Origin of the sequence: Candidatus Litorirhabdus singularis, assembly GCF_026262625.1 — a bacterium.
In the GTDB taxonomy this organism is placed as follows: Bacteria; Pseudomonadota; Gammaproteobacteria; order Pseudomonadales; family Halieaceae; genus Litorirhabdus; species Litorirhabdus singularis.
In genome coordinates, this window is record NZ_SHNN01000003.1 from 233252 (window position 1) to 256608 (window position 23357).

Annotated in this window: 22 protein-coding genes; 4 read left to right on the forward strand and 18 right to left on the reverse strand. The window is 54.6% G+C overall.

Translation table 11 applies throughout. From position 1 onward, the window contains the following. Positions 1–129: 129 nt before the first annotated feature. Both EYC98_RS15510 and EYC98_RS15515 read right to left on the reverse strand, forming a co-directional pair. A complete protein-coding gene (locus EYC98_RS15510; protein ID WP_279246286.1) occupies positions 130–528 on the reverse strand; it encodes a hypothetical protein in 399 nt (132 codons plus the stop codon). Further along, entirely contained in the window at positions 525–2291 is a 1767-nt protein-coding gene (locus tag EYC98_RS15515) for an FAD-dependent oxidoreductase (RefSeq protein ID WP_279246287.1), read from the reverse strand. The genes EYC98_RS15510 and EYC98_RS15515 overlap by 4 nt, the downstream gene beginning before the upstream one ends. A 156-nt stretch (positions 2292–2447) precedes the next feature. Here EYC98_RS15515 and EYC98_RS15520 point away from each other — a divergent pair, with 156 nt between their 5' ends. Further along, positions 2448–4316: a DUF3604 domain-containing protein gene (locus EYC98_RS15520; protein ID WP_279246288.1), complete on the forward strand. Its 1869-nt coding sequence runs from the start codon at positions 2448–2450 to the stop codon at positions 4314–4316. A gap of 13 nt (positions 4317–4329) precedes the next feature. Then, positions 4330–4833, forward strand: coding sequence for a nuclear transport factor 2 family protein (locus EYC98_RS15525; protein WP_279246289.1), 504 nt, complete (start codon positions 4330–4332; stop codon positions 4831–4833). A gap of 9 nt (positions 4834–4842) precedes the next feature. On the opposite strand, the gene EYC98_RS15530 is transcribed toward EYC98_RS15525, so the two are convergent. Beyond that, positions 4843–5280 (reverse strand): Zn-ribbon domain-containing OB-fold protein, encoded by a 438-nt coding sequence (locus EYC98_RS15530; protein WP_279246290.1) that lies wholly within the window; start codon positions 5278–5280, stop codon positions 4843–4845. Further along, positions 5277–6437, reverse strand: a complete 1161-nt coding sequence (locus EYC98_RS15535) for a thiolase family protein (RefSeq protein WP_279246291.1) — start codon at positions 6435–6437, stop codon at positions 5277–5279. Before EYC98_RS15535 ends, EYC98_RS15530 begins: the two co-directional genes overlap by 4 nt. A gap of 297 nt (positions 6438–6734) precedes the next feature. On the opposite strand from EYC98_RS15535, the gene EYC98_RS15540 reads away from it, so the two are divergent. Together EYC98_RS15540 and EYC98_RS15545 are read left to right on the forward strand one after the other, a co-directional pair. Beyond that, entirely contained in the window at positions 6735–10127 is a 3393-nt protein-coding gene (locus EYC98_RS15540) for an ATP-binding protein (RefSeq protein WP_279246292.1), read from the forward strand. Next, the gene (locus EYC98_RS15545) at positions 10124–11035 is read left to right on the forward strand and encodes a response regulator (RefSeq protein ID WP_279246293.1); all 912 of its coding nucleotides are present in this window, start codon (positions 10124–10126) and stop codon (positions 11033–11035) included. Before EYC98_RS15540 ends, EYC98_RS15545 begins: the two co-directional genes overlap by 4 nt. 14 nt (positions 11036–11049) lie before the next feature. Here the strand turns inward: EYC98_RS15545 and ureG are convergent, their stop codons facing one another. The 14 genes from ureG to EYC98_RS15615 all read right to left on the reverse strand — a co-directional run bounded on the left by ureG (position 11050) and on the right by EYC98_RS15615 (position 23305). Further along, positions 11050–11685: an urease accessory protein UreG gene (gene ureG, locus EYC98_RS15550; RefSeq protein ID WP_279246294.1), complete on the reverse strand. Its 636-nt coding sequence runs from the start codon at positions 11683–11685 to the stop codon at positions 11050–11052. A gap of 39 nt (positions 11686–11724) precedes the next feature. Beyond that, positions 11725–12396: an urease accessory protein UreF gene (locus tag EYC98_RS15555; RefSeq protein WP_279246295.1), complete on the reverse strand. Its 672-nt coding sequence runs from the start codon at positions 12394–12396 to the stop codon at positions 11725–11727. Beyond that, entirely contained in the window at positions 12377–12844 is a 468-nt protein-coding gene (locus EYC98_RS15560) for an urease accessory protein UreE (RefSeq protein ID WP_279246296.1), read from the reverse strand. Before EYC98_RS15560 ends, EYC98_RS15555 begins: the two co-directional genes overlap by 20 nt. A gap of 7 nt (positions 12845–12851) precedes the next feature. Then, a complete protein-coding gene (gene ureC / locus EYC98_RS15565) occupies positions 12852–14555 on the reverse strand; it encodes an urease subunit alpha (protein ID WP_279246297.1) in 1704 nt (567 codons plus the stop codon). Beyond that, positions 14552–14890, reverse strand: a complete 339-nt coding sequence (locus EYC98_RS15570; protein ID WP_279246298.1) for an urease subunit beta — start codon at positions 14888–14890, stop codon at positions 14552–14554. Before EYC98_RS15570 ends, ureC begins: the two co-directional genes overlap by 4 nt. A 15-nt stretch (positions 14891–14905) precedes the next feature. Then, on the reverse strand, positions 14906–15208 hold the full coding sequence (locus EYC98_RS15575; RefSeq protein ID WP_279246299.1) for an urease subunit gamma: 303 nt from the start codon (positions 15206–15208) through the stop codon (positions 14906–14908). A 34-nt stretch (positions 15209–15242) separates the two neighbouring features. Next, positions 15243–16115 (reverse strand): urease accessory protein UreD, encoded by an 873-nt coding sequence (locus EYC98_RS15580; RefSeq protein WP_279246300.1) that lies wholly within the window; start codon positions 16113–16115, stop codon positions 15243–15245. Then, positions 16105–16302 carry a hypothetical protein gene (locus EYC98_RS15585; protein WP_279246301.1) on the reverse strand — a complete coding sequence of 66 codons (198 nt, stop codon included), beginning with the start codon at positions 16300–16302 and terminating at the stop codon, positions 16105–16107. Before EYC98_RS15585 ends, EYC98_RS15580 begins: the two co-directional genes overlap by 11 nt. A 100-nt stretch (positions 16303–16402) precedes the next feature. Continuing rightward, positions 16403–17098: an urea ABC transporter ATP-binding subunit UrtE gene (gene urtE / locus EYC98_RS15590; RefSeq protein ID WP_279246302.1), complete on the reverse strand. Its 696-nt coding sequence runs from the start codon at positions 17096–17098 to the stop codon at positions 16403–16405. Then, positions 17095–17931, reverse strand: a complete 837-nt coding sequence (urtD, locus tag EYC98_RS15595; protein ID WP_420887182.1) for an urea ABC transporter ATP-binding protein UrtD — start codon at positions 17929–17931, stop codon at positions 17095–17097. Before urtD ends, urtE begins: the two co-directional genes overlap by 4 nt. Beyond that, on the reverse strand, positions 17928–19076 hold the full coding sequence (gene urtC, locus EYC98_RS15600) for an urea ABC transporter permease subunit UrtC (RefSeq protein WP_279246303.1): 1149 nt from the start codon (positions 19074–19076) through the stop codon (positions 17928–17930). Before urtC ends, urtD begins: the two co-directional genes overlap by 4 nt. Further along, positions 19073–20731 carry an urea ABC transporter permease subunit UrtB gene (urtB, locus tag EYC98_RS15605; RefSeq protein WP_279246304.1) on the reverse strand — a complete coding sequence of 553 codons (1659 nt, stop codon included), beginning with the start codon at positions 20729–20731 and terminating at the stop codon, positions 19073–19075. Before urtB ends, urtC begins: the two co-directional genes overlap by 4 nt. A gap of 100 nt (positions 20732–20831) precedes the next feature. Beyond that, entirely contained in the window at positions 20832–22100 is a 1269-nt protein-coding gene (gene urtA, locus EYC98_RS15610) for an urea ABC transporter substrate-binding protein (protein ID WP_279246620.1), read from the reverse strand. A gap of 47 nt (positions 22101–22147) precedes the next feature. Further along, entirely contained in the window at positions 22148–23305 is a 1158-nt protein-coding gene (locus tag EYC98_RS15615) for a hypothetical protein (RefSeq protein WP_279246305.1), read from the reverse strand. Positions 23306–23357: the final 52 nt, after the last annotated feature.

The window sequence follows — 23357 nt, forward strand, 5'->3', positions numbered from 1 at the left end:
TAATAACCCGTTAGCAGCAGCCGGTGAAAAATGTTTTGCGGTGTAGTTCACAGAGATGAACATAAGAACCAGGTGTTCTAGACACCCATACCACAGCGAACAGCGCTAAGGCCTATCTGCAGGCTACAGCTAGTTATCCAGGGCACCCTGTTCGATCCAGCGCCGCACCAGCTCCAGATTATTATCGGGCCAGCGAAAGTAGGGCATCAACCAGCCCTCGGCACCCAACTGCAGGTGCTCACCGGTCAGCTTCTTCCACAGATAACTCTGATCCGGCGACCCTGGTCGAACCCGCATCATTTGCGGGTAAGCAAAGGCCGGCACATCAATCAGGTTTCCCAGGGTGTTGCCGGGCTCGATAACCAGATAGCCGTAGCTGTCTTCACGCATATGGCAGTAACTACACTCACGCATCAATAGCGGCAGCACCTGCTCGCTAAAGCTGACCGATTCGACATCATCCGCTGACCAAACCGGCTGCCCTAGTAAGAACAGAAAACCGGCAACTGCTGTTTTGACATAATTCACAAGGTTTCCTCCTGCGCGCCCATGGATTGCCGCAAAGCCACCTGTTGGCCAGCAATTTTGCCGAAAGTCAGCGCAGAGCCAATAGTAGCTCCCGCAGCCCAATAAGCGTTCGCGGCCGGATGTGCCATACAATTGCCTGCGGCATAAAGACCTGAAATAGGTTTATTCTGGTAATCCAGCACCTCGGCCTGAGCATTAACTTTAGGACCCCCATTGGTCCCCAGCAGACCCGGCGCCAGAATGATCGCGTAATAGGGCCCCTTTGCTTGCAGCGGGTAGAGTGTGGCATTCAATTCTGACTGGGGTTCCCACTGGGTACCCTGCTTGGGTGGCGTGTAATTACTCCAATCCTGATCCTCGCGATAGTTACCGCGCCCAAAATCCGTATCAACGCCCGCTCGTGCCATATTATTGAAGCGCTCTACCGTAGCCTGTAACTGGTCTGAAAAAGCATCCTCAAGCTCAATACCACCGGTATGGCTGGCCAAAGTCGCCAGTCGCTCCTGAATGCGCTGTGACAGTTGTTCAAGAGTATCGCCAACAATGACATAGGGCGCTGCTTCCGGCAGTGGGGGTATTGGATGATTGCCCGCACGAAGATCAGCGGTGCGCTGGTCGTAGACCATAAACGTCAACAGGTGCGGGTAACCCGCAGCGCTGGCGTCAAAGTTGTACAGTTGGCGCACGCGGTCGTTGTAGCCGCGCTTTTCATTCACACAGCGTTTACCACTGCGGTCCACCAGCAGCATACTGTCGCCCGGCGGCCAATACACTACCGCTGGCACCGCCTTATAGCGCAGCGTATCCTCCAACACCACTTGTCCGCGCCACGCGCCTGCCATATTCGCCAACTGCGCACCCACCGCACCGGCAATCGGTATGAAATCGCCTTCATTGGTTGGCACGGCACAAGTGCCAAACACCGGATCCATTTGATATTGGCGCAAATATTCCTGATTGTGACTGTAGCAGCCAGTAGCAAACACCACCCCGCGCTGGGCACGAATAGCCACTTCCTGGCCGTCGTCATTGCGTGCCAGCAGGCCAATCACTGCTCCGGCCCCATCGAGCACCAGCTGCTCTGCCCGATGTCGCATCACCAGTGTGCAGCCTTCGGCCAACAGCGCCTGACGCATGGTATCAACCACACCCTTGCCGGCGGCAAAGCGACCATCGCTGTCGATAGGCTCAAGCCCGCGTCCACGTGGCACCTGATTCCAGGGCGAGTGGTCAAAGTAATCCGGGGTGTACTTGCCGTTGGTCCATATTTTCGCAGCGCGAAAACGAAACGCCTTCCACGCCATCATTTCGTCTACCATGCTGGCGCCGTTATCGTAGAAAGCGGCCAGTAGTTCAAAGGTATTCGTATCCAGGCCCAGCTGCGGGTGTTCCGGCTGAAACAAATGCGGGTAGGAATACTGCGCCATGTATTGCAGGCAGGCGCGTCGATCATCATCGACACCTCGACTGCGTAATTCGAAATTATTGGGAATCCAGATATGACAACCGGACTTGGCGGTGGTGCCACCCCAGGCCGAACCCTTCTCAATAACTGTAACCCGAGCGCCCGCTTTGGCGGCGTAAAGAGCAGCCGTCCCGCCGGCTGCACCTGAACCGCAGACCAACACATCGGTTTCGATATCCCAGGATCGCTGGGTACTCGCATCACTAGTAGTCGCGCAACCACCAAGACTGGCCGCAGCGAGCCCAGCGCCACCACCCAGCAACAGCGAACGCCGCGATAAGTTCTTTTCATCCGTCATCTGAACAGCCTGCAATAATCAACGCGAGCTAGACTAACACTGTGATCAGGCGTGGCGCTGGACGACACGGGTTTTAGGCTCTGTAGTAGTAATAACTAAACTACCCATGTGCAGAATATTGTTAGTATGACGACACATTAATCGAGGTTCTCGATCATGCGAATAATAGCCCCTACCGCCCTTAGCTTGCTCCTGTGCACCCCACTGCTGGTCAATGCCAGCGAATATTCACCCTATGTCGACGAAGACTTCCCTCGCAATCTGTACTGGGGCGATACTCACTTGCATAGCTCATTCAGTATGGACGCCAGCATCATGGGCAACGCCGCCCTGCCACCAGCGGCGGCATTCCAGTTTGCTCGCGGCGAAACGGTCACCGCCAATAACGGAATGCGGGTTCGCCTGCAGGTACCGCTGGATTTTCTGGTCGTAGCGGACCACGCTGAACACATGGGCATTTTGCCCAAGTTGCGTGAGGGAGCAGCTGATATTCTTGCTGACCCCATCGGCCAGAGGCTTTACGAAACGCTGACCAACAACCCGGATGGCAGCAGTCTATTAATGGGCGAGTTACTGAAATCGACCAGCGCCAATAGTCCCATCATTGCCAATGATGCTATCGAACGCAGCGTCTGGGAGGAATCAGCCAGCACCGCCGATGCCTTCAACGATCCTGGCACATTTACCACGCTGATAGGCTACGAGTGGTCTTCGATGCCAGGCGCCGATAACCTCCACCGCGTTGTTGTATTTGCCGATGCCGCCGACAAAGTCACGCAGATAAAACCGTTTTCTTCTTTTGACTCAGAGCAGCCAGAGAAGCTCTGGGCGTTTCTGGCGGACTACGAAGCGAAGACCGGCGGCCGCGCACTGGCCATCCCGCACAATAGCAATATCAGCAATGGCCGCATGTTTGCTGTGGAAGACTCTGATGGCCAGCCCTTTAATCGTGAATACGCCGTACAACGCATGCGCTGGGAACCGATTATTGAAGTCACGCAGATCAAAGGTGACGGCGAGGCCCACCCTTGGCTCTCGCCCGACGACGAATTTGCCAACTTCGAAACCTGGGACTTTGGTAATTTTGGCGCCCTGGAAGGCGACAACAAAGAAAACTATATGCTCCAACATGAATACGCCCGCTCGGCGTTGAAACTGGGATTGCAGCAACAGGCATTACTGGGTGTCAATCCATTCAAGTTTGGCATGATCGGTAGCACCGATTCACACACGTCATTAGCTACCGCCGCTGAGGAGAACTTCTTCGGCAAATCAAGCACGGTGGAGCCCGGCAGCAACCGCACTTATGGCAGCGCCAGTTCGGTCGCCAGTAAATCCGGTAACGTGATGTTCATGCCGTGGGAATACGCCGCCTCAGGCTATACCGGGGTGTGGGCCCGCGATAACACCCGCGAAGAACTGTTCGCAGCACTGCAACGCAAGGAAGTTTACGCAACTACCGGCTCACGCATTGCGGTGCGCCTGTTCGGCGGCTGGCAGTTCAGCGCTGCTGACATCAACCGTCCCGACCGCACCCGCCACGGCTATGCCAGTGGGGTACCCATGGGGCAGGACCTGCCGACGGCCAGCGGCGAGCAACCCGGATTTATGGTGTACGCCAGTAAAGACCCCAACGGCGCCAACCTCGACCGCATTCAGATCGTCAAGGGATGGCTGGATACTGAGGGTGAGCTGCACGAGCAGGTCTACAATGTAGCGGCCTCAGATCAGCGTCGCATCCGCAGGAATAAGGTAAAACCACTTAAGTCTACGGTGGATGCAGCCAGCTATAGCAATAGCATTGGCGAAGCGACGCTGGCCGCGTTCTGGGAAGATCCCGACTTTGAACTTGAGCAAAGCGCCTTCTACTATGCCAGAGTCATAGAAATACCCACACCACGCTGGCCGGCCTATGATGCCGCGCGTCTGGGCGCAAAAATTGATGCCGCAGTGCCACTGGAAGTACAGGATCGAGCCTATACTTCACCTATCTGGTATACCCCCGCGACTGACACACGGCGTTAATGGAGCTAAACCTATGAGTGATTCTGAATGGCATGAGTTGCGCGCACAACAGGCCATACGCGATACCCTGTACCGCTACTGCCGCGGCCTTGATCGCATGGACAAAGCTATGGCCTACGCCGTATTCAGCGAAACCTGTCAGGTGAATTACCATGGTATGTACACAGGCAGCGGCCATGGCTTTGTGGATTGGGTCTGGGAGGCGCATGCCGGCATGCAGCGCCACTCTCATCAAATCACCAATTGCCTGATTGAAGTTGATGGTAGCCGCGCCACCAGCGAGTCCTATGTGACAGTCGCCCTGTGGACCAAACCACCCGAGACTCAGGAGATAGTGTGTAAAGGTCGTTATCTGGACCGCTGGCAGTGTGACAACGGCCACTGGAGTATTGTCCAGCGAGAACATGTGTTGGACTTGCAGTCCACCAACGGCGTACCTGATATCTCAGCACCCAACTCCGTCGGTAGCCGCGACAGCCAAGATGCTTCCTATGGCTTCAGTCGCTTTAAATCCTGAACGAAAACTCTAGCCGGCCACCAGCGGCCGAAACATGGGTAGCTTAAGGTTATCCCCGCGCGGCACAAAACACACTTCAACAGGCATGCCGATACAAGCCGCCTCCGGCTCACACTCAATCAAGTTGGAGAGCATATGCCAGCCCTCCTCTAATTCAATGATAGCGCCAATATAAGGCGCGTCGAACTCGGGTCGTTGCGGCCGGTAAATCACCGTAAAGCTGTACAACACTCCGGTCCCACTGCTGGCAACCCAGTCCAACTGCTGAGAGAGACAGTTAGTACAGGCGAGTTCAGGTATAAACACATAGTGGCCACAGTCCTGACAGCGCTGCACCAGCAACTCATCACGCTGACAACCCTCCCAATGGGGCCGTGACAAATCAGTTATTGTCGGCACCGGCAGACCCGGTGTATTCAGCTTGTCCAGATCACCGTAGGTACTCATGTCGGCTCCCTCCCCATTAGCATCACATCGCAGAACAATGCCCCGGAACCACCATTAGAGGCTATCGCTACATTAGCGTCCGGCACGGTCAACTCGGCTGGCAACTGACCGCTGAGTTGCTCATAGCCAGAGATCACCTTCTGTAGCATCTGTAAGGTGCCCGCATGACTGAACGAAAGGGTACCGCCGTTGGTGACAACCGGGAACTCGCCATCGACTGCAATGCGGCCGTCCATAACGAAATCTCCGCCCTCGCCTTCCGCACAGAAACCAAAGGCTTCGAACTGCCGAATAATCTCAAAAGAAAAGGGGTCATAAAATTCGCACACATCGACATCTGTTGGCCGCAGTCCCGCCATCTCGAAAGAGCGTTCGGCTGCGCGTCGCCCTACCCATCCGTAGGTATCCCAAACCGGCGCCCGGGTATAGGCCATGCCCTGCCGATCGGTCCCGCCGCCGAGTATATGAATGGGAACCACATCCAGGTCGCGAGCACGCTCCGCGGTAGTCAACATCAGACCGCCTCCGCCTTCACTATTGATGCAGCAATCCAGCAAGTGAAACGGCGAGGCTACCATTCGCGAAGCCAGCACATCTTCAGGTGTGACCTCACCCCGATCGTAAAAACACCCCTTGGGATTTTTGTTGCCGTTACGGCGAATAGTGGCTGCGACTTCCGCCAATGCCTCCTGTCGGGTGCCATACAAATGCATATGGCGCTGAGCGCAAAAGGCAAACTCAGCGGCGGTGTATAAGCCCCAGCATTCTGAAAACTCATGAGTAGGTCGGGTCCAGGGTGACGTCGCTTCGCCATAGCTATACTCACCCGCCTGAGCGTGGGCAATCATTATCATCTCGGCCTGGCCTGTGGCAATCGCGCCGGCTGCTTCCAGCACCGCAGCAATACCCATAAACTCATTACCACACCAACGCGGCTGGCCGCCCAGCAACTGTATGGTCTCGCGGCCGTTAAGCCCCCACACCGGCGTACTTACATTGACCCCATCGACCTGATCGGCACCGACGCCGGCGCGCTCCAGCAAGGCTGGAATCACCTCCAACATTAATGACATGTCATTGGCGCCTTCCAGGCGACGCGCCTGCTGGGTGTTATAGCTGGCAATGATCACTACATCCTGAAGCGGATTTCGACTCACTGTGTTCTCCTGATAGCACGCAGCGGTCTACTGCGTTTCGTAAAATAGAAGCATATCACTGTCTGTAATCACCTCAGAGAACCGGAATCGACAAAAGAGGGTATAGCACAAGAATCTGACCAACATTACATGGCGCCTGTCGATCACACTGCCCCGCCTAGGGGAACACACGTTGATGGACAAAGCTTCTATACGCTACAAACCCGCGCATGCTAGACTCGACGCTGCAGACAGACACAGATCTGACGCTGGTAACAAGCCCGCCACAAGTTTTTAATCATATCCAGAACCGACAGCATGCGCGCTAAGCAGCAGATTTTTCGTGTCCGACGCGAATACAACCAATGGGTGAACAACCAGACCCTGGAAGACTACGCCCTGCGTTTTACCGCCAAGAGCGCTCGCCGCTGGAGTAGCTGGCAAGTCTCGATGACCGCACTGGGCGCAACGGCTTTCCTGGCTCTGGAAGCCATCGGCGGAGCAATTACACTCAACTACGGTTTTACCAACGCTGTCTATGCCATGCTGGCAGTGGGCGCAGTCCTGTTTGTAATTGGCCTCCCTATCAGCTATCACGCTGCGCGACAGGGTCTCGACATTGACCTGCTGACCCGTGGCGCCGGATTCGGCTACTTGGGATCCACCGTCACCTCGCTGATATATGCGTCTTTTACCTTCATCTTCTTCGCCATTGAAGCAGCCATTCTCGCCATGGCGCTCAAGGCTTTGCTTGGCATTCCCCTCTACATTGGCTACGTACTGTGCTCAGTGGCTGTGATTCCGATTGTGACCCATGGCATCACGGCCATTAGCCGCTTTCAGGTTGGCACCCAAGGCCTGTGGCTGGCACTACAGCTACTGGCCTTGCTGGCAATTGCGATGTTCGAGCTGTCCCGAGTAGAAGACTGGACCCAGTTTCAAGGTCTTCAACCAGCACCAGAGCCAGGCTTCAACCTGCTATTATTTGGCGCTGCTTCTGCCGTGTTGTTTGCCTTTGTCGCCCAGATTGGGGAGCAGGTGGACTACCTGCGTTTTCTACCGGCCCGGGAAAGTACCGGCAAACTGGCTTGGTGGAGTGCCATGATCTGTGCCGGCCCAGGCTGGATTTTTATCGGCATCATCAAGATGCTGATTGGATCTTTTCTGGCATGGTTAGCCTTCAGCGGAGGTAAGCCTTTCGCAGTAGCTACCGACCCCACCTACATGTATCAAACGGTCTACGGGTACTTCACCCAGTCTCCGACGCTGGCTCTGATACTGGCGGGCACCATGGTCATCATTTCGCAGATGAAGATTAACGTTACCAATGCGTACGCCGGATCCATCGCCTGGTCGAACTTTTTCTCGAGACTGACTCACAGCCACCCTGGTCGAGTAGTGTGGCTGGTATTCAATGTACTCATTGCACTGCTGCTGATGGAGCTGGGCATTTATCAGGTACTTGAGAATATACTCAGCGTCTTCGCTATCGTCGCCGTCAGCTGGCTGGGCACTATTGCCGTTGACCTCAGCATCAATCTTCAGCTCGGGCTAAGACCACAAAAAATTGAGTTCAAACGTGCCCATCTGTACGACGTCAATCCGGTCGGAGTAGGCTCGATGCTAGGCGCGGCGTTTGTAGGATTGGTCTGCTACAGCGGCTGGCTGGGCCTGGAGGCACAGGCCCTGGCACATTTCTTGACACTGATTACCACGGTCATACTTGCCCCCGCTATCGCCTGGCTGACCGGAGGCCGCTATTACATTGCGCGTGAATCAATTGAGCTGGCGGAGCTTGAAGAGCCCTGCCGATGCTGCATCTGTGAAAACCGTTTCGAATCCGAAGACATGAGCTATTGTCCGGCCTACGCAGGAGCCATTTGTTCACTATGCTGCTCACTGGACAGTCGCTGTATGGACTCCTGCAAACCCGGGGCGCGCTTCTCAAGGCAGATCGTTCATTGGCTGGGGAAAATCATGCCGGAGAAAGTTGTTGCCCTGGTCGACTCACGCATGGGTCACTATCTGGCAATTCTCAGTTGCATTGCCGGTATCAATGCAGCACTTTTAACCCTGGTGTACTACCACATTGATCCTAGCGAAGCGGCAGTTGCGGAGCTGCTAAGCGAGATGCTGTGGACTCTGTTTTTCGTGTTCATGATCATCGCTGGCGTTATCGCCTGGTTATTCCTGTTGTCTCAGGAAAGCCGTCTGGTTGCAGAGGAGGAGTCACAGCGCCAAACCCAATTGCTTATGCGCGAGATACAGGCTCACGGTGCTACGGACCGTGAGCTGCAAAATGCCAAGGAGAATGCCGAAGCGGCCAACCTGGCCAAGAGCCGCTATCTGGGAGGTATCAGCCACGAGCTGCGCACACCGCTGCAATCCATTCTTGGCTACGCGCAGATTCTGGGTCGTGATCCGGAGATTCCGGATGCACGCCGCGACTCTATCGATATCATCAGGCGCAGCGGTGAATACCTCAACGACCTGATTGATGGGCTACTGGAAATTTCACGTATCGAAGCCGGACGCCTGGATATCCAGAGAGAGCAGGTTGACCTGCATACGCTACTGGCAGAGCTGGTCGATATGTTCAGGCAACAGGCCAACGCCAAGTCAATCGATTTCAATTATCGCTGTTCGCCTGCGTTGCCACGCTTTATCAATAGCGATGAAAAACGACTGCGGCAGATTCTTATAAACCTACTGAGCAACGCCATCAAATTCACTGACACAGGCAGTGTCAGCTTTGATATTAAATATCGCAGCCATGTTGCGGAGTTTATTGTCGAGGATAGTGGCCGCGGCATCGCCAGCGCCGACCGCGACCGGATTTTCCAACCGTTTGAACGGGTACACCGCAGCGGCGCGCCTTACACCCCAGGTACCGGGCTCGGCCTGACCATCGTGCGACTGCTGTCGGAGATGATGGGCGGTGATGTCAGCCTCAACAGCCAGCCAGGTGTAGGCACTCGCTTTGTCTTGCAGATGATGCTGAGCCGTATCGATCAACCCAGCCTGCCAGCACCGCCCAAGCGTCCGGTCATCGGCTACCATGGTGCTCGGCAACACGTCATGGTCGTCGATGATGAGCCACACCATCGCCAAATACTGGAGCAGTTACTGACACCGCTAGGCTTCAATGTGCAAGAGGCTGCTGACGCAGCAGCCTGTCTGTCAGGTCGCAAAGACTGCCAGCCGGATCTATACCTACTGGATATCGCTATGCCCGGAACCGATGGTCTCGGTCTGGCAAAAATACTGCGCTCCTCTGGCGATAAAGCCGCCATTATCATGATATCGGGTAATGCACACCGCCGCCGCGAGATCATCAACAGCAATTCCATGACAGAGGAAGCCGAGCGAGTTTACCACGATGACTTTATGACCAAACCCATACGGCTCGATGCGCTGTTGGCGCGCATTGGCAAACTGCTGCAGATAAAATGGGTGTATGGGGCAGTCGACAACAGCGCGCAGACGCCCGCTGTGCTAGACACGGACTCCGTTCACATTCCGGCGTCACACCCCAGCATAGTGCAGCTCAAAACCTACGCAGAACTGGGTTACCTCAAGGGGGTTCGCGAACAACTGACTGAACTGGCGGAACACGGAACTATCGAAAAACACGCTATCGCGCATATGCAGCAGCTGGCACGCGATGCACAACTGGAGAAAATGGTGGAATTTTTGGAACGCTCAGCATGAATATAGCAACAAAAGACAGTGGGATAGTGCTGATCGCCGATGACTCGCCTGAAACTCTGGGTATGCTAAACGAGGCACTGGAACAGTCCGGGTATATGGTTCTGGTTGCTCTGGAAGGCCGCCAGGCGCTTACTATCGCCGAGAAAATCACCCCCGACATCATACTACTGGACGCGATCATGCCCAAGTTAGATGGCTTCGAAACCTGCCGCAAGCTGCAGACCATACCCCAACTGGCAGAGGTTCCGGTGATTTTCATGACCGGGCTAAACGACACCGAAAGTATCGTCAGAGCGCTCGACTGCGGGGCTGTCGACTACCTACAGAAACCCATTAACCCAGACGAGCTGATCGCACGCATGCGAGTACATCGACATAACGCCAGCAAGGCTACCAGTGCGCGCAGTGCACTGGACAGCACCGGCCAACATCTGTTCACCATCAATGTCGAAGGCCGCATCGTCTGGGCCACACCACAGACCATCGCCTTGTTCAATATCGCCAGAGTCAGCGACACCTGGAAGGATCAGGAGCTACCCAGCCAACTGTTGCAATGGCTTAATCACCAGCCACGGCCCAATCAATCGATCGAACTTAGCGGCCTGGAGCACCCACTGCAGGTCAGGTATCTCGAACGTTCTGACCACGGTGAGGTTTTACTGAAGCTGCTGGATGGAGCCGTGCCATCGGGGCCCGAGCGTCTGCGCAAAGCTCTACCGCTGACCGGCCGCGAATCAGAAGTGCTGTACTGGATAGGCAATGGCAAAACCAATCGGGAAATTGCTCTGATACTCGACAACAGTCCGCGCACTATCAACAAGCATCTGGAACAGGTGTTCCGCAAACTTGAGGTCAGCAATCGCACTTCAGCCGCAGCCATCGCCCTGAAAATTATGGCAACAGAGTGAACCCGAAACGCGCCTCAGGCGCTAGCGTGTGCCGCTGGCGCAGCTAGCATTCCCTCGCGGATGATAAAGTCGATGATAGTGGTCAGGCCATCTCCACTTTTGAGATTGGAAAACACAAATGGCCGCTCCTTACGCATCAAGCGAGCGTCGCGGTCCATGACCTCCAGCGAGGCTCCCACCAATGGCGCTAAATCGGTTTTGTTAATCACCAGCAGGTCAGAGCGGGTAATACCCGGCCCGCCTTTTCGCGGAATCTTGTCACCCGCACTGACATCAATTACATAAATAGTCAGGTCAGATAGCTCCGGGCTGAAAGTCGCACTGAGATTGTCGCCGCCACTTTCCACAAACACCACGTCCAGATCACCGTGGCGAGCCATCAGCTCATCAATCGCCGCCAGATTCATAGAAGCATCTTCACGAATAGCCGTATGCGGACAACCGCCGGTTTCAACACCAATAATACGATCGGGACTAAGCGCACCATGGCGAGTCAGGAACTGCGCATCCTCCTGTGTATAAATATCATTAGTGACAACCGCTATCTGGTACTCATCGCGCAACACGCTGCACAGGGCTTTCAGCAACGCCGTCTTGCCGGAGCCCACTGGGCCACCAACACCTACTCGTAAAGTTTGTTTCGTTTTCATCTATCTTCTCCTCAGATTTCTGTGCGGCGATTGCGCGATTCAACTGCGAAACAACCTTGAATATTGGGTTTCATGCCAGACGCTGGCGAGCGCCAGACCGGGCAGCGAGGCACCGATATCCCGATCCTCTAAAACCATGGCAGCATCAACCGCTGCTGGCAGTTGTTCTGACAGCTGACCCAGCAGTATTTGAGCGGCACTCTGTCCCAACGGTACCAGTTTTGTTGCCGCCGCTACTTGATTCTCCAGCCATGCCCAGGCGTAGCCATGACAAGCGGCTCGTGGGCTTATCGACCACGCATCACAGGCTATCGCAAAACCAGCGGCAAATACCGGCGTCTGTAAAGGTGGTTGAGGCAACTCAAGCTGATTAAGCAAACGCACCAGGGCCTCGCCCATCGCCGTATCAGTTAACCGCAGCTCGGCGGTTTCACGACACGCCAACAAATAGTCATTCCAGTACTGCACGGCGCTGATATCACGTTCTTCCTGTGCTCGTTGCAAGCGCAAAAGCAGCGGCAAGTCCACTCGGGCGAGGCTGTAATTTAGCTGATCCAGCAACCAATCGTGAGTCGCTTCCCGGTCTTGCAGCCAACCCTGCTCAACCGCATTTTCAAGTCCCTGCGAAAAGGCGTAACCACCCACCGGCAGCGCTACGCTACTCAATTGCAGCAGCCGCAGCAGAGCGCTGTCAGTCGTGGTGATGGCCATGACCAGCTCCTGCATAGGCGCCGGCTTCGGGCACAAACACTAACTCCTCGTGACTGACCTGCAAACCAAGTTGCCGCAACATTTGCTCCAGCACCGGATCTGGCGTCATTAGCAGCCAGCGCTCACCCACCTGAATTTTGACATGGCGATTACCCAGGTGATAACAGGCACGGGCAAAAATCTGCCAATCACTGCAGCTACCGCGTACCACCATTTCGCTAGCGCCTGCGACTTCAAACAAGCGACCACACTCACTTTCCAGAAGCTCACCCAGAGCCAGGGTTTTCCCGCGTTCCAAAAAGATGCGCAGTTCGGCACCAGTCTCTGTCCGCACCTTGAGCCGACCACGCTCGCGCTGCAGGTGATCAAGTACTACCCGATCGTGAACTGTCGCGCCTGGCTCGGCCGGGCGGCGACGTTGAATTTCAAAGCTTTGCGTAATGTTCATAGGCACGCTAAAACAAGCAGTAGAGCTGCGCCAACGGCAGCACTTGCGCAGGTTCGCAGGTTAACAGTTCACCGTCAGCGCGAACCTCATAGGTCTGTGAGTCGACGGTGATACTGGGCTTCCAGGCATTATGCACCATGTCGGTCTTACCGATAGTGCGGGTATTGCGGCAGGCTACCAAACGCCGGCCCAGCCCTAGCTTAGCGGCTAGATCGGTTTCCAGCGCTGCTGCTGAAGTGAAAGTCACAGCAGTGGCGCGGGGAGCTTCACCAAAAGCACCGAACATCATCCGGTAGTGCACCGGTTGCGGTGTAGGAATCGATGCATTGGGATCGCCCATGGGGGCGGCAGCGATGAAACCACCTTTGATAATCAGGGCCGGCTTGATAGCAAAAAATGCCGGTTTCCAAAGCACAATATCCGCCAGCTTGCCTACTTCAATCGACCCGACCTCATGGTCAATACCATGAGCAATGGCTGGATTAATCGTATACTTGGCCACGTAACGGCGCGCCCTGAAATTATCCATTTGCGGAGTATCTTGCTCCAGCGCACCACGCTGCTGTTTCATCTTGTGCGCTGTTTGCCAGGTTCGGGTAATCACCTCACCGACTCGGCCCATCGCCTGCGAGTCAGAAGCGATCATACTGAATGCTCCAAGGTCATGCAGAATATCCTCGGCGGCGATGGTCTCTTTGCGTATGCGCGAATCCGCAAACGCAACATCCTCAGGAATCGAGGAATCCAGATGGTGACATACCATCAGCATATCCAGATGCTCATCCACGGTATTGACCGTGTAAGGACGCGTCGGGTTGGTCGACGAAGGCAGCACATTTTCCTCGGCGCAGGCTTTGATAATATCCGGCGCATGGCCACCCCCGGCGCCCTCCGTATGGTAAGTGTGTATGGTGCGACCTTTGAACGCAGCAAGCGTGTCATCAACAAAGCCGGACTCGTTGAGAGTATCGGTATGAATCGCTACTTGAACATCAAATTCCTCCGCCACGCTTAGGCAGGTATCGATAGAAGCCGGCGTGGTGCCCCAGTCTTCATGCAGTTTCAGACCACAGGCACCGGCGAGAAGTTGCTCTTCCAGCGGCAGCGGTTGACTCGCATTACCCTTGCCCAGAAAGCCAAGATTCATCGGCATAGAGTCTGTCGCCTGCAGCATGCGCGCTATGTTCCATGGACCCGGCGTACAGGTGGTAGCGTTGGTGCCAGTGGCCGGCCCGGTGCCTCCGCCGAGCATGGTAGTAATACCGCTCATAAGCGCCTCTTCAATCTGCTGTGGGCAGATAAAGTGAATGTGGGCATCGATACCGCCAGCGGTCAGTATCTGGCCCTCACCGGCAATGACCTCGGTCCCGGCACCAATCAAGATATCAACGCCATCCTGAATATCAGGATTGCCCGCCTTGCCTATGGCTGCTATGCGGCCGTTCTTGATACCTACATCCGCCTTCACAATGCCCCAGTGATCAAGGATTAGCGCATTGGTAATCACAGTGTCGACGGTGTCGGCACAGCTCGCCTGCCCCTGGCCCATGCCATCACGAATCACCTTACCGCCGCCAAATTTTACTTCATCACCATAGCGGGTGAAGTCACTCTCCACCTGAATAAACAGATCAGTATCAGCCAAACGTACCCGGTCGCCTGTGGTCGGACCAAACATAGAGGCGTAGGAACGTCGATCCAATGTAGTCATTGTGAATCTCCGGATACTGCCGTCGTCACGGGCAGTGGCCCCATAATTTCACCGCGAAAACCAAACACCCGGCGGTCCCCCGCATAGGCGACCAGCTCCACTTCACGGTCTTGGCCCGGCTCAAATCGCACGGCGGTGCCGGAAGCAATATTCAAACGAAACCCAAGAGCCTGCTCGCGATCGAATATCAGCGCGGGATTGGTTTCATAAAAATGATAATGTGAGCCGACCTGCACTGGTCTGTCACCGCTATTCTCGACACGCAGTGTTAGCGTCTCGCGACCCTCATTGAGTGTGATATCGCCTTCAGCGACCAGAATTTCACCCGGTATCATGCTGTCCCTCGCGTTTCAGTTAATTGGATTGTGGACAGTGACCAACTTGGTCCCGTCAGGAAAAGTTGCCTCAACCTGAACTTCAGCAATCAAGTCGGGAACCGCATCCAGCACCTGCTCGGCACTGAGAATGGTCCGACCATAGCTCATCAGTTCGGCAACGGTCTTGCCGTCACGGGCACCTTCCATTATTTCCAGCGTCAGGTACGCAACCGCTTCCGGGTAGTTCAGGCGCAAGCCACGCTGAAGACGTCGCTCTGCCAACAAGCCTGCGGTTACCACCAGCAGCTTGTCCTTTTCTCTTGGCAATAGTTCCATAGTTCATTCCGTATTCGCTGCAAGTTTGCAGATATTATGTATACCAGATACGCGGCACACTGGCAGGCCGTTGCATAACCAGCGGACGCAGGACCTGCCACCAGTCGGTAAAAAGCTTGCGCGCCTGCGCCGCGCTGCTACCGAGGTAGCGACCAAGCACGAAGTCTCCGTTAAGGCCCAAAGCTGCCTCGCGCTGCAGTCCAGCCGCGCCAATCATCGCACGTAGAGTGTCCAGGGTCAGCGTAGACGGCGCCGTCACCGGACCAATCAAGAAAAAACCGGCCACCGGCTGGCCTTGCAACCCCACTTTGGAATCCAGCAGAGGCAAGTCCGCGGCAGTCAACTTCAGCTGCTCGATAAACACCGGACGCCCGTCAAGAAAGACCGCATAGCGCTGCCTGAAACTGCCATCATTAAAGCGAGAGGCGCTGGCCGGTAATCCGAAGCAGGTAATTTCCCAAGCCCCGAAGTGCGCGCCCGGCGCCAAGTTAACAGTTGTCTCAAGCTCCACTCTGGCGCCGTCATAGACAATACTCTCTTGCGGAAACCACTCGACCGCGGCGTCAGTGTCCACTTCAATATGTACGTTCTGAACCTGAGCATCACCACCTTGGCGCGCTCTATACATGCGCCCAGCCCCGGGCGTTGTCAGCAAAGCCGCACTGGCTGCGCCTGCATGAATACTGATCTCAAGCCGATCCCCGGAAACCAGTCCACCCGGAGGATGCAGCGGATAGACATGGGCCCAATTCGGGCCCTCTGGATAAAAGGGCTTTTGTACGTACAGCGGACCGACGTGGTGGCAACTACTCAAACGACTTCCGCGGTCGGTGCGGGTAAACTTCAGCGCCAGTTCTGCATGCCAGTGTTCCTGATGAATCTTATCCAGAGCGGATTCAGCCCTCATGATCGCCCGCAGCCAGCGGCGCCATACCTGCTTCGAATAACGATCGCCAGACGGCCGCGATCATAATCGCTCCGACTACTGCGGCAACGCTATAAAGTGGGTCAATACCCTCACCATGATGCGCCTGCGCCAGCGAAGGTACCATCGCTGTCGATAATCCTGCTGCTATACGCCGAAATGAAATCACCTGCTACTCCTATATTGCCTGTCGCCATTGGCGCACTATGCAATGCTCCAGTTTGTGAGCCGCCGGCGTTCATCTACCGGTAGCAATTTTTCGAGTCTGACTAGACCGCCAAGTGGCGATTTACCAGTTCATCGCTTAGTAAATCCATGTTGCCAGATGCTACCACACGGCCCTTCTCCATTAACCGAAACTCCTGCCCGACGCGACGTGCGAAGGCGAGTTTTTGCTCTACGAGTATTACAGTAAGGCCCTGCTCCTTATTCAGCTTCAGCACCACATCGCCGATCTGACGCACGATATTGGGCTGGATACCCTCATTGGGTTCATCGAGAATCAAAACCTGCGGATCAAGCACCAAGGCGCGACCGATAGCCAGTTGCTGCTGCTGGCCACCTGACAGGTCGCCGCCACGGCGACTGAGCATATCGTTGAGCACCGGGAACAGCTCAAACACTTGTTGCGGTATCTCCCGGATTTTGTCGCGGCGACTGCCCAGGCCGATACGCAGGTTCTCTTCCACTGTCAGCAGCGGAAACACGTCACGTCCCTGCGGCACATAAGCCACGCCGCTGCGCGGTCGGGCCACCGCCGGCAGTCGAGCGAAATCAGTATCGCCGACACGAAGGCTGCCAGACTTTATGGGCAACAGACCCATAAGGCATTTCAATAAAGTTGTCTTACCAACACCGTTGCGCCCCATGATGCAAGTTATGGAACCCTCCGCCACCTCAAGATCAAGATCCCAGAGCGTCTGGGTGCTGCCGTAAAATTGATTCACCCCTTCTATACTGATCAATGTCCTTCCCCCAGGTAAACTTCGATAACTTCGGGGTTATTTTGAACTTCTTGCATCGAACCCTCCGCGAGCACCGCTCCCTGATGCAGAACGGTAACAGTGCGCGCGATGCTGCGCACAAACTCCATATCATGCTCAACCACCACCACGGTTCGTTCACCCGCCAAGCTCGTTAACAATTCGGCGGTGCGCTCAGTCTCCTGCGGCGTCATTCCAGCAACGGGTTCATCCACAAGCATTAACCGCGGGTCGGCAATGAGCAGCATGCCAATCTCCAACCACTGTTTCTGGCCATGGGACAGCGCGCCAGCGAGCATGGACTCCTGCCCCTGTAAGCCGATTGTCTCCAGTACGTGTGCTATGCGGTCGAGTTCTGCGCTGCCCAGTCGTGACAGCAAACCATAAAATATCGACTTGTTTACCTTCATCGCCAACTCAAGGTTAGTGAATACGGTTTGGGCTTCAAACACACTGGGCTTCTGAAACTTGCGCCCGATACCCAGCGCGGCGATTTCTGCTTCGTCTCGATCGAACAGGTCAAGCGTCTGACCGAACCAGACCTGCCCACTATCGGCGCGCGTCTTCCCGGTTATTACATCCATCAACGTTGTCTTACCCGCACCGTTGGCACCTATCAAACACCGCAGCTCCCCATCATTGATATACAAATTAAGATCATTTAGCGCCTTAAAACCATCAAAGCTGACACTCAAACCTTCCACATACAATAGTATGTTTTTTGATGCGTCGACGGCCGGTGGCTGTTTCTCGATGAGAAAAGGCCACAGCTGATCACGCGGCATACTCTGACGAAAATCTTCTGACAAACTCATGAGGCCTGCCCCTTTACTTGCAGCCAGCGCGCTTTTACCCACCCCACAATACCATCGGGCAGAAACACGGTGACGCCGACGAACAAAGCGCCCAGCGCAAACAGCCAGGCCTCGGGCCATACCGCCGTAAATCGGGTTTTGGCATAATTTACTAGAACGGCACCAAGCACAGCCCCATAGAGGGTACCGCGGCCACCTACCGCCACCCATACCACCGCCTCGATAGAATTGAGTGGCGAGAACTCGCCCGGATTGATAATGCCTACCTGAGGTACGTAAAGTGCGCCGGCAATGCCCGCTAACACAGCCGAGTACACAAACAACCAGATTTTGTAATGCTCAGTCCGAAAGCCAATAAAACGCGTACGGGTTTCGTCATCACGCACGGCACGGATTATCCGTCCCAGTTTGGACTGCATTATCCAGAGGCTGACGGTATATCCAGCGCCCAATGCTAGTGCCGACAACATCAACAACGCAACGCGGGTAGAGTCCTTTTGCAGGTCATAACCCAGGATTTCCTTGAAATCAGTCAGCCCGTTATTGCCGCCAAAACCCAGCTCGTTGAGAAAGAACGCAAGCATCAGGGCGAAGGTCAATGCCTGGGTCATAATGGAGAGATAGACTCCCACCACCCGCGAACGAAATGCCAGATAACCGAACCCAAAGGCCAGCAGCCCGGGCACCAATGCCACCATAATCAGCGCCAACCAGAACTGGTCAAAACCTAGCCAGTACCAGGGCAACTCCTCCCAGTCCAGGAACACCATAAAATCGGGTAATTCAGGATTGCCGTAAACGCCGCGATCGCCGATCTGTCGCATCAGGTACATGCCCATTGCATATCCGCCAAGGGCGAAGAAGGCGCCGTGGCCCAGACTAAGGATTCCGCAATAGCCCCACACCACGTCCACCGCCAGCGCCAACAATCCGTAACACAGGTATTTGCCCAGCAGCGTTATCGTGTATGTGCTCACATGAAACACTGAGTCTGGCTCAAACAGCAGATTGCCAACCGCGGCCAGCGTGGTAATAGCGAACAGAATGAAAAGAAATACCCTCGCACCCTGACGCAGTTCCTTGGCTCGATCCGCCACTCCCGGCAGCGCAGCGTAATCTGATCCTATTGCTCCCACAGCCGTCATTCCGCCGCCCTCCCCTGTTGCGGGAATAGTCCACGCGGACGTTTCTGAATAAACAACACGATAAATACCAGTACCAGTATTTTCGCCATAACAGCACCCGTGGCGGGCTCCAGAAACTTGGTGAATACACCCAGCGACAAACCTGCAACCAGTGTCCCCCACAGATTACCGACGCCTCCAAACACCACTACCATAAAGGAATCAATGATATAGGCCTGGCCCAGATTGGGGCCCACGTTGGTCAGCTGACTAAGCGCTACGCCAGCCAAGCCAGCAACACCGGAGCCGAGCCCAAAAGTCATGGCGTCAACCCAATCCGTTTTTACACCCATGGCTTTAGCCATCGATCTATTCTGAGACACTGCGCGCACGTTCAATCCTAGAGTCGTGCGTTTTAAAATAAGTTGTAGCAGGACAAAAACCAGCAGTGCAAACAGAAAAACATACAGACGGTTATAGGTCAGCGAAAATATGCTGTTGATCTCTAGTGACCCACTCATCCATTCCGGGGTCGCGACCTGACGATTGAGCGGCGAGAAAATGCTTCGGACAGCCTGCTGCAAGATCAAACTGACACCAAACGTCGCCAACAAGGTTTCCAGCGGCCGACCATGCAGAAAACGAATAACACTACGTTCTATTAGAATACCCACTAACCCCGAAACCAGAAAGGCGGCCGGCACTGCTACCAGCAAAGAGTACTCAATATGGTTTGGCATTAGCAGTTGCACAACATAGGTGGTGTAAGCGCCCAGCATAATGAGCTCGCCGTGCGCCATATTAATGACCCCCATGACACCAAAGGTAATCGCCAAACCAGTCGCAATAAGCAACAGCACGGAACCCAGGCTGAGACCAAAAAATAGCGTTTCCAAGAACGCATAAAACCCGAGCTTGCCGTCAATTTTGTCAAGCAGCCGACTAGCACTGGTAAACACCACGATATCCTGCTCCAGCGGTTGCGCATCCGCATCCAACGCCACCAGCGCCTGCAGGGCATTGCGCACAGCCGGCTGCAAGCTACCTTCGAGCTCTCGTAAGGCTTGCAGGCGAGGCTGCCGGTCGGTCGCCGCGATCAAAAGATTCAATGCCAGCGCCTCATTCAGTAAATCGACTATGTCGCTGTCAGTTTCCTGGGCACGCGCCTGCTGTAGCAGTTCCAGATTAGCCTGATCCGGCTTTTTGAGCATATTCTCAATGGCGGTCAAACGCAGCTTTGGATCATCGCTGAGCAAGGTAAGCCGGCCAATAGCCGCTCGCAGCTGCACCCGCAGTGCGTTGTTGAGTTTGACTTTTCTGATTTGCTTCTTGGCAACAGACCCTAACGCGTCAGTACTGAATACGTCACTGATCTGAAAGCCACCCTCGGTTTGTGAGACTGCTCGAACCAGCCGCTTATCAGAGCGCTGATAGTAGAGTTCACCAGCCAGCAAGGCTTCCAATACGGGCAACGCGGTTGTACCCGCCTCCAGCTCCAGCCGCTCGACCAGCGCCGGCATCTTACGTAGATTGGCACCAACAAGAGGTTCACTGAGCTCGGCTAAAGTGACCGAAGGGTTTGGGGTCGAAGACTCTGCCGCGGACTGCTGACTGTAAACAACGCCGAACACCGCAATAACAAGCGAGAGAAAATAATGGATGGGCAATTTATTCATGCGGTTACTGACCTGAAAAGAACGTTAGGAAATGGGCAAAAAAAAGGAGGGGTCGCCAGACGACCCCTCAAACCCACTTACACCCATGTAAGGAGCTGCTTTACATGTTCTGACCGGAGCATTTAGCTGTCTTCGCATTGAAGTTGCCGCAGCGAATTGGGGTTACCCAGTCAGCGACAATATCCTTGGACCCAGGCAGGTAATCAGACCAAGCATCACCCGGCACTACGCCCATGGTTTCAGAGACAACTTCGAACTGCCCGTCAGCCTGAATTTCGCCAATCAATACCGGCTTGGAAAGGTGATGATTGCGATTCATAACCGCTGTACCGCCGGTCAGGTTTGGTGTGGTTATCCCGATCATCGCCTGCTCTACAGCGTCAACATCGGTAGTACCGGCCTTCTCTACAGCCGCGACCCACATATTGAAACCTATATAGGTAGCTTCCATAGGATCGTTGGTCACCCGTTTATCGTCCTTGATGTACTTCTTCCACTTGGCGATAAACTCGTCGTTCTCGTCGCTTTCAACACTCTGAAAGTAGTTCCAGGCGGCGAGGTGACCCACCAGCGGCTTAGTGTCGATACCGGAAAGCTCTTCTTCCCCGACCGAAAAGGCTACTACTGGAATATCTTCCGCTGAGATTCCCTGGTTACCGAGCTCCTTATAGAAAGGAACATTGGCGTCACCGTTGATCGTTGATACAACAGCCGTCTTCTTACCCTCGCTACCAAACTTCTTTACATCCGCAACAATGCTCTGCCAGTCAGAATGACCGAACGGCGTGTAGTTGATCATAATGTCTTTATCAGCCACGCCCTTGGCCTTGAGATATGCCTCCAGAACCTTGTTAGTCGTACGTGGGTAAACATAGTCGGTACCCGCCAGCACCCAGCGCTTAACATCCAACTCATTCATCAGATAATCCACAGCAGGGATCGCCTGCTGATTGGGCGCAGCGCCGGTGTAGAAAACATTCTTTGAGGATTCCTCACCCTCGTATTGAACCGGGTAGAACAACAGTCCGTTGAGCTCTTCAATAACCGGCAGCACAGACTTGCGTGAAACGCTGGTCCAGCAACCGAAAATCACATCGACCTCTTCCTGGCTAAGCAGCTCACGGGTTTTCTCCGCAAACAACGGCCAGTTGGATGCGGGGTCTACAACCACAGGCTCCAGTTTCTTGCCAAGCAGTCCGCCTTTCTTGTTCTGATCTTCAATCATCATCAGCACGGTGTCTTTCAGTGTGGTCTCACTGATCGCCATGGTGCCTGACAGTGAGTGAAGAACACCGACCTTAATCGTGTCCGCTGCGTACAGGCTGGCACTTAGTACAGCGCCGCCCACCGCTAAGAGAGCTGTGGACATTAATTTTCTTGTATTCATTGATACTTCCTCGGTTCGTTAAATTTGGGTTAGATTTGGATCTGGATGCCAAAGGAGAGACTCTGAACATCGGCGCCCTTATAGCCGCTGATGTTGGCATCACCGGTGCCGTAGTTAAGGTTCAAGCGCGCGTTATGGCCGTCGATCACGTAGTTCACGCCGAGTTCAGTCAAGTCGCTCTTGTCGCCATCAGAGGGTTTGTTCTCTACGTAGCGCACATAGGGCTGAAACGCTCCGGGACCGATCTTTTCACCGAAGTAGAATGCCCCTGAAAGGTAATAGGATTCACCGTCAAACAGGCAGAAACAGTCTCCGGTCATCGGTCCCGAGGCCAGGGTATAGTCCGCTTCGAAGTCCTTATACTCGGCCTCAATAGTCAACGCATTGCCATCGCCAACAACAGTCTCAGACAGTAGGTCTATGGTGTAGCCACTGAAGTCACCCGAGCTATCCTCACTGCCCGTGCCGTCCTTCTGGCTTTGTGCGGACACTGCAAGAGTTAACACATTGCCCGCCTTGCCGAAGTAAGTGCCGCTAGTATAGTAGGCGGGGTTACCTTCCATATTCAGGAAGTTGTAGGCAAACCGCGCGGCAAAAAGCGGATTGTCATCGACGTTACCAAAACCTTCCACACCTTCAAAAGCACCTACCGCGTATTGAAACTTGCCCAGTGTTCCCCATACGGTAATACCATCATCGCGCCCGTAGGAACCGGCATCACCGCCCTGATCAGATGGATACAGCGGCTGCGTGTACTGGTTCCAGGTCAAACCATAGAACGGACCATTCATTTCAATTCGATCTGCCGGGGTTAGCATTCTTCCCATCCAGATATTGAATGACGGAGAGAATTCCAACTGAGCAATCGCATCCAGCACATCGACGGGCCCGTCGCCAAAAATTTCATCGGTGTTAAACGTGAACTTAACGTATTCATGCACCTGTCCGGAAAAGTAGAGGCGTATGTTCTCTACATCAAAATCAGTCGCATCATCACCACTGGGAGAAGCGTCTTCAGTGAATTTGGCAACGGTTCTTAAACCCGCTCCCACCGAAATCCATTTAGTATCATCAATCTCCAGTTTTTTGCCGGCGAGTGCTGGCATGGAGATGCTCGCGCCCGCAATCAGCCCCACGGCCATGACCAGTTTCGCTATCGGTTTGACAGCAGTAGTAACGTTTTTCATGCTAAATCCCCTAGGTACAAAAGTTATCGGAATGTAACTTTTCGATGAGGCG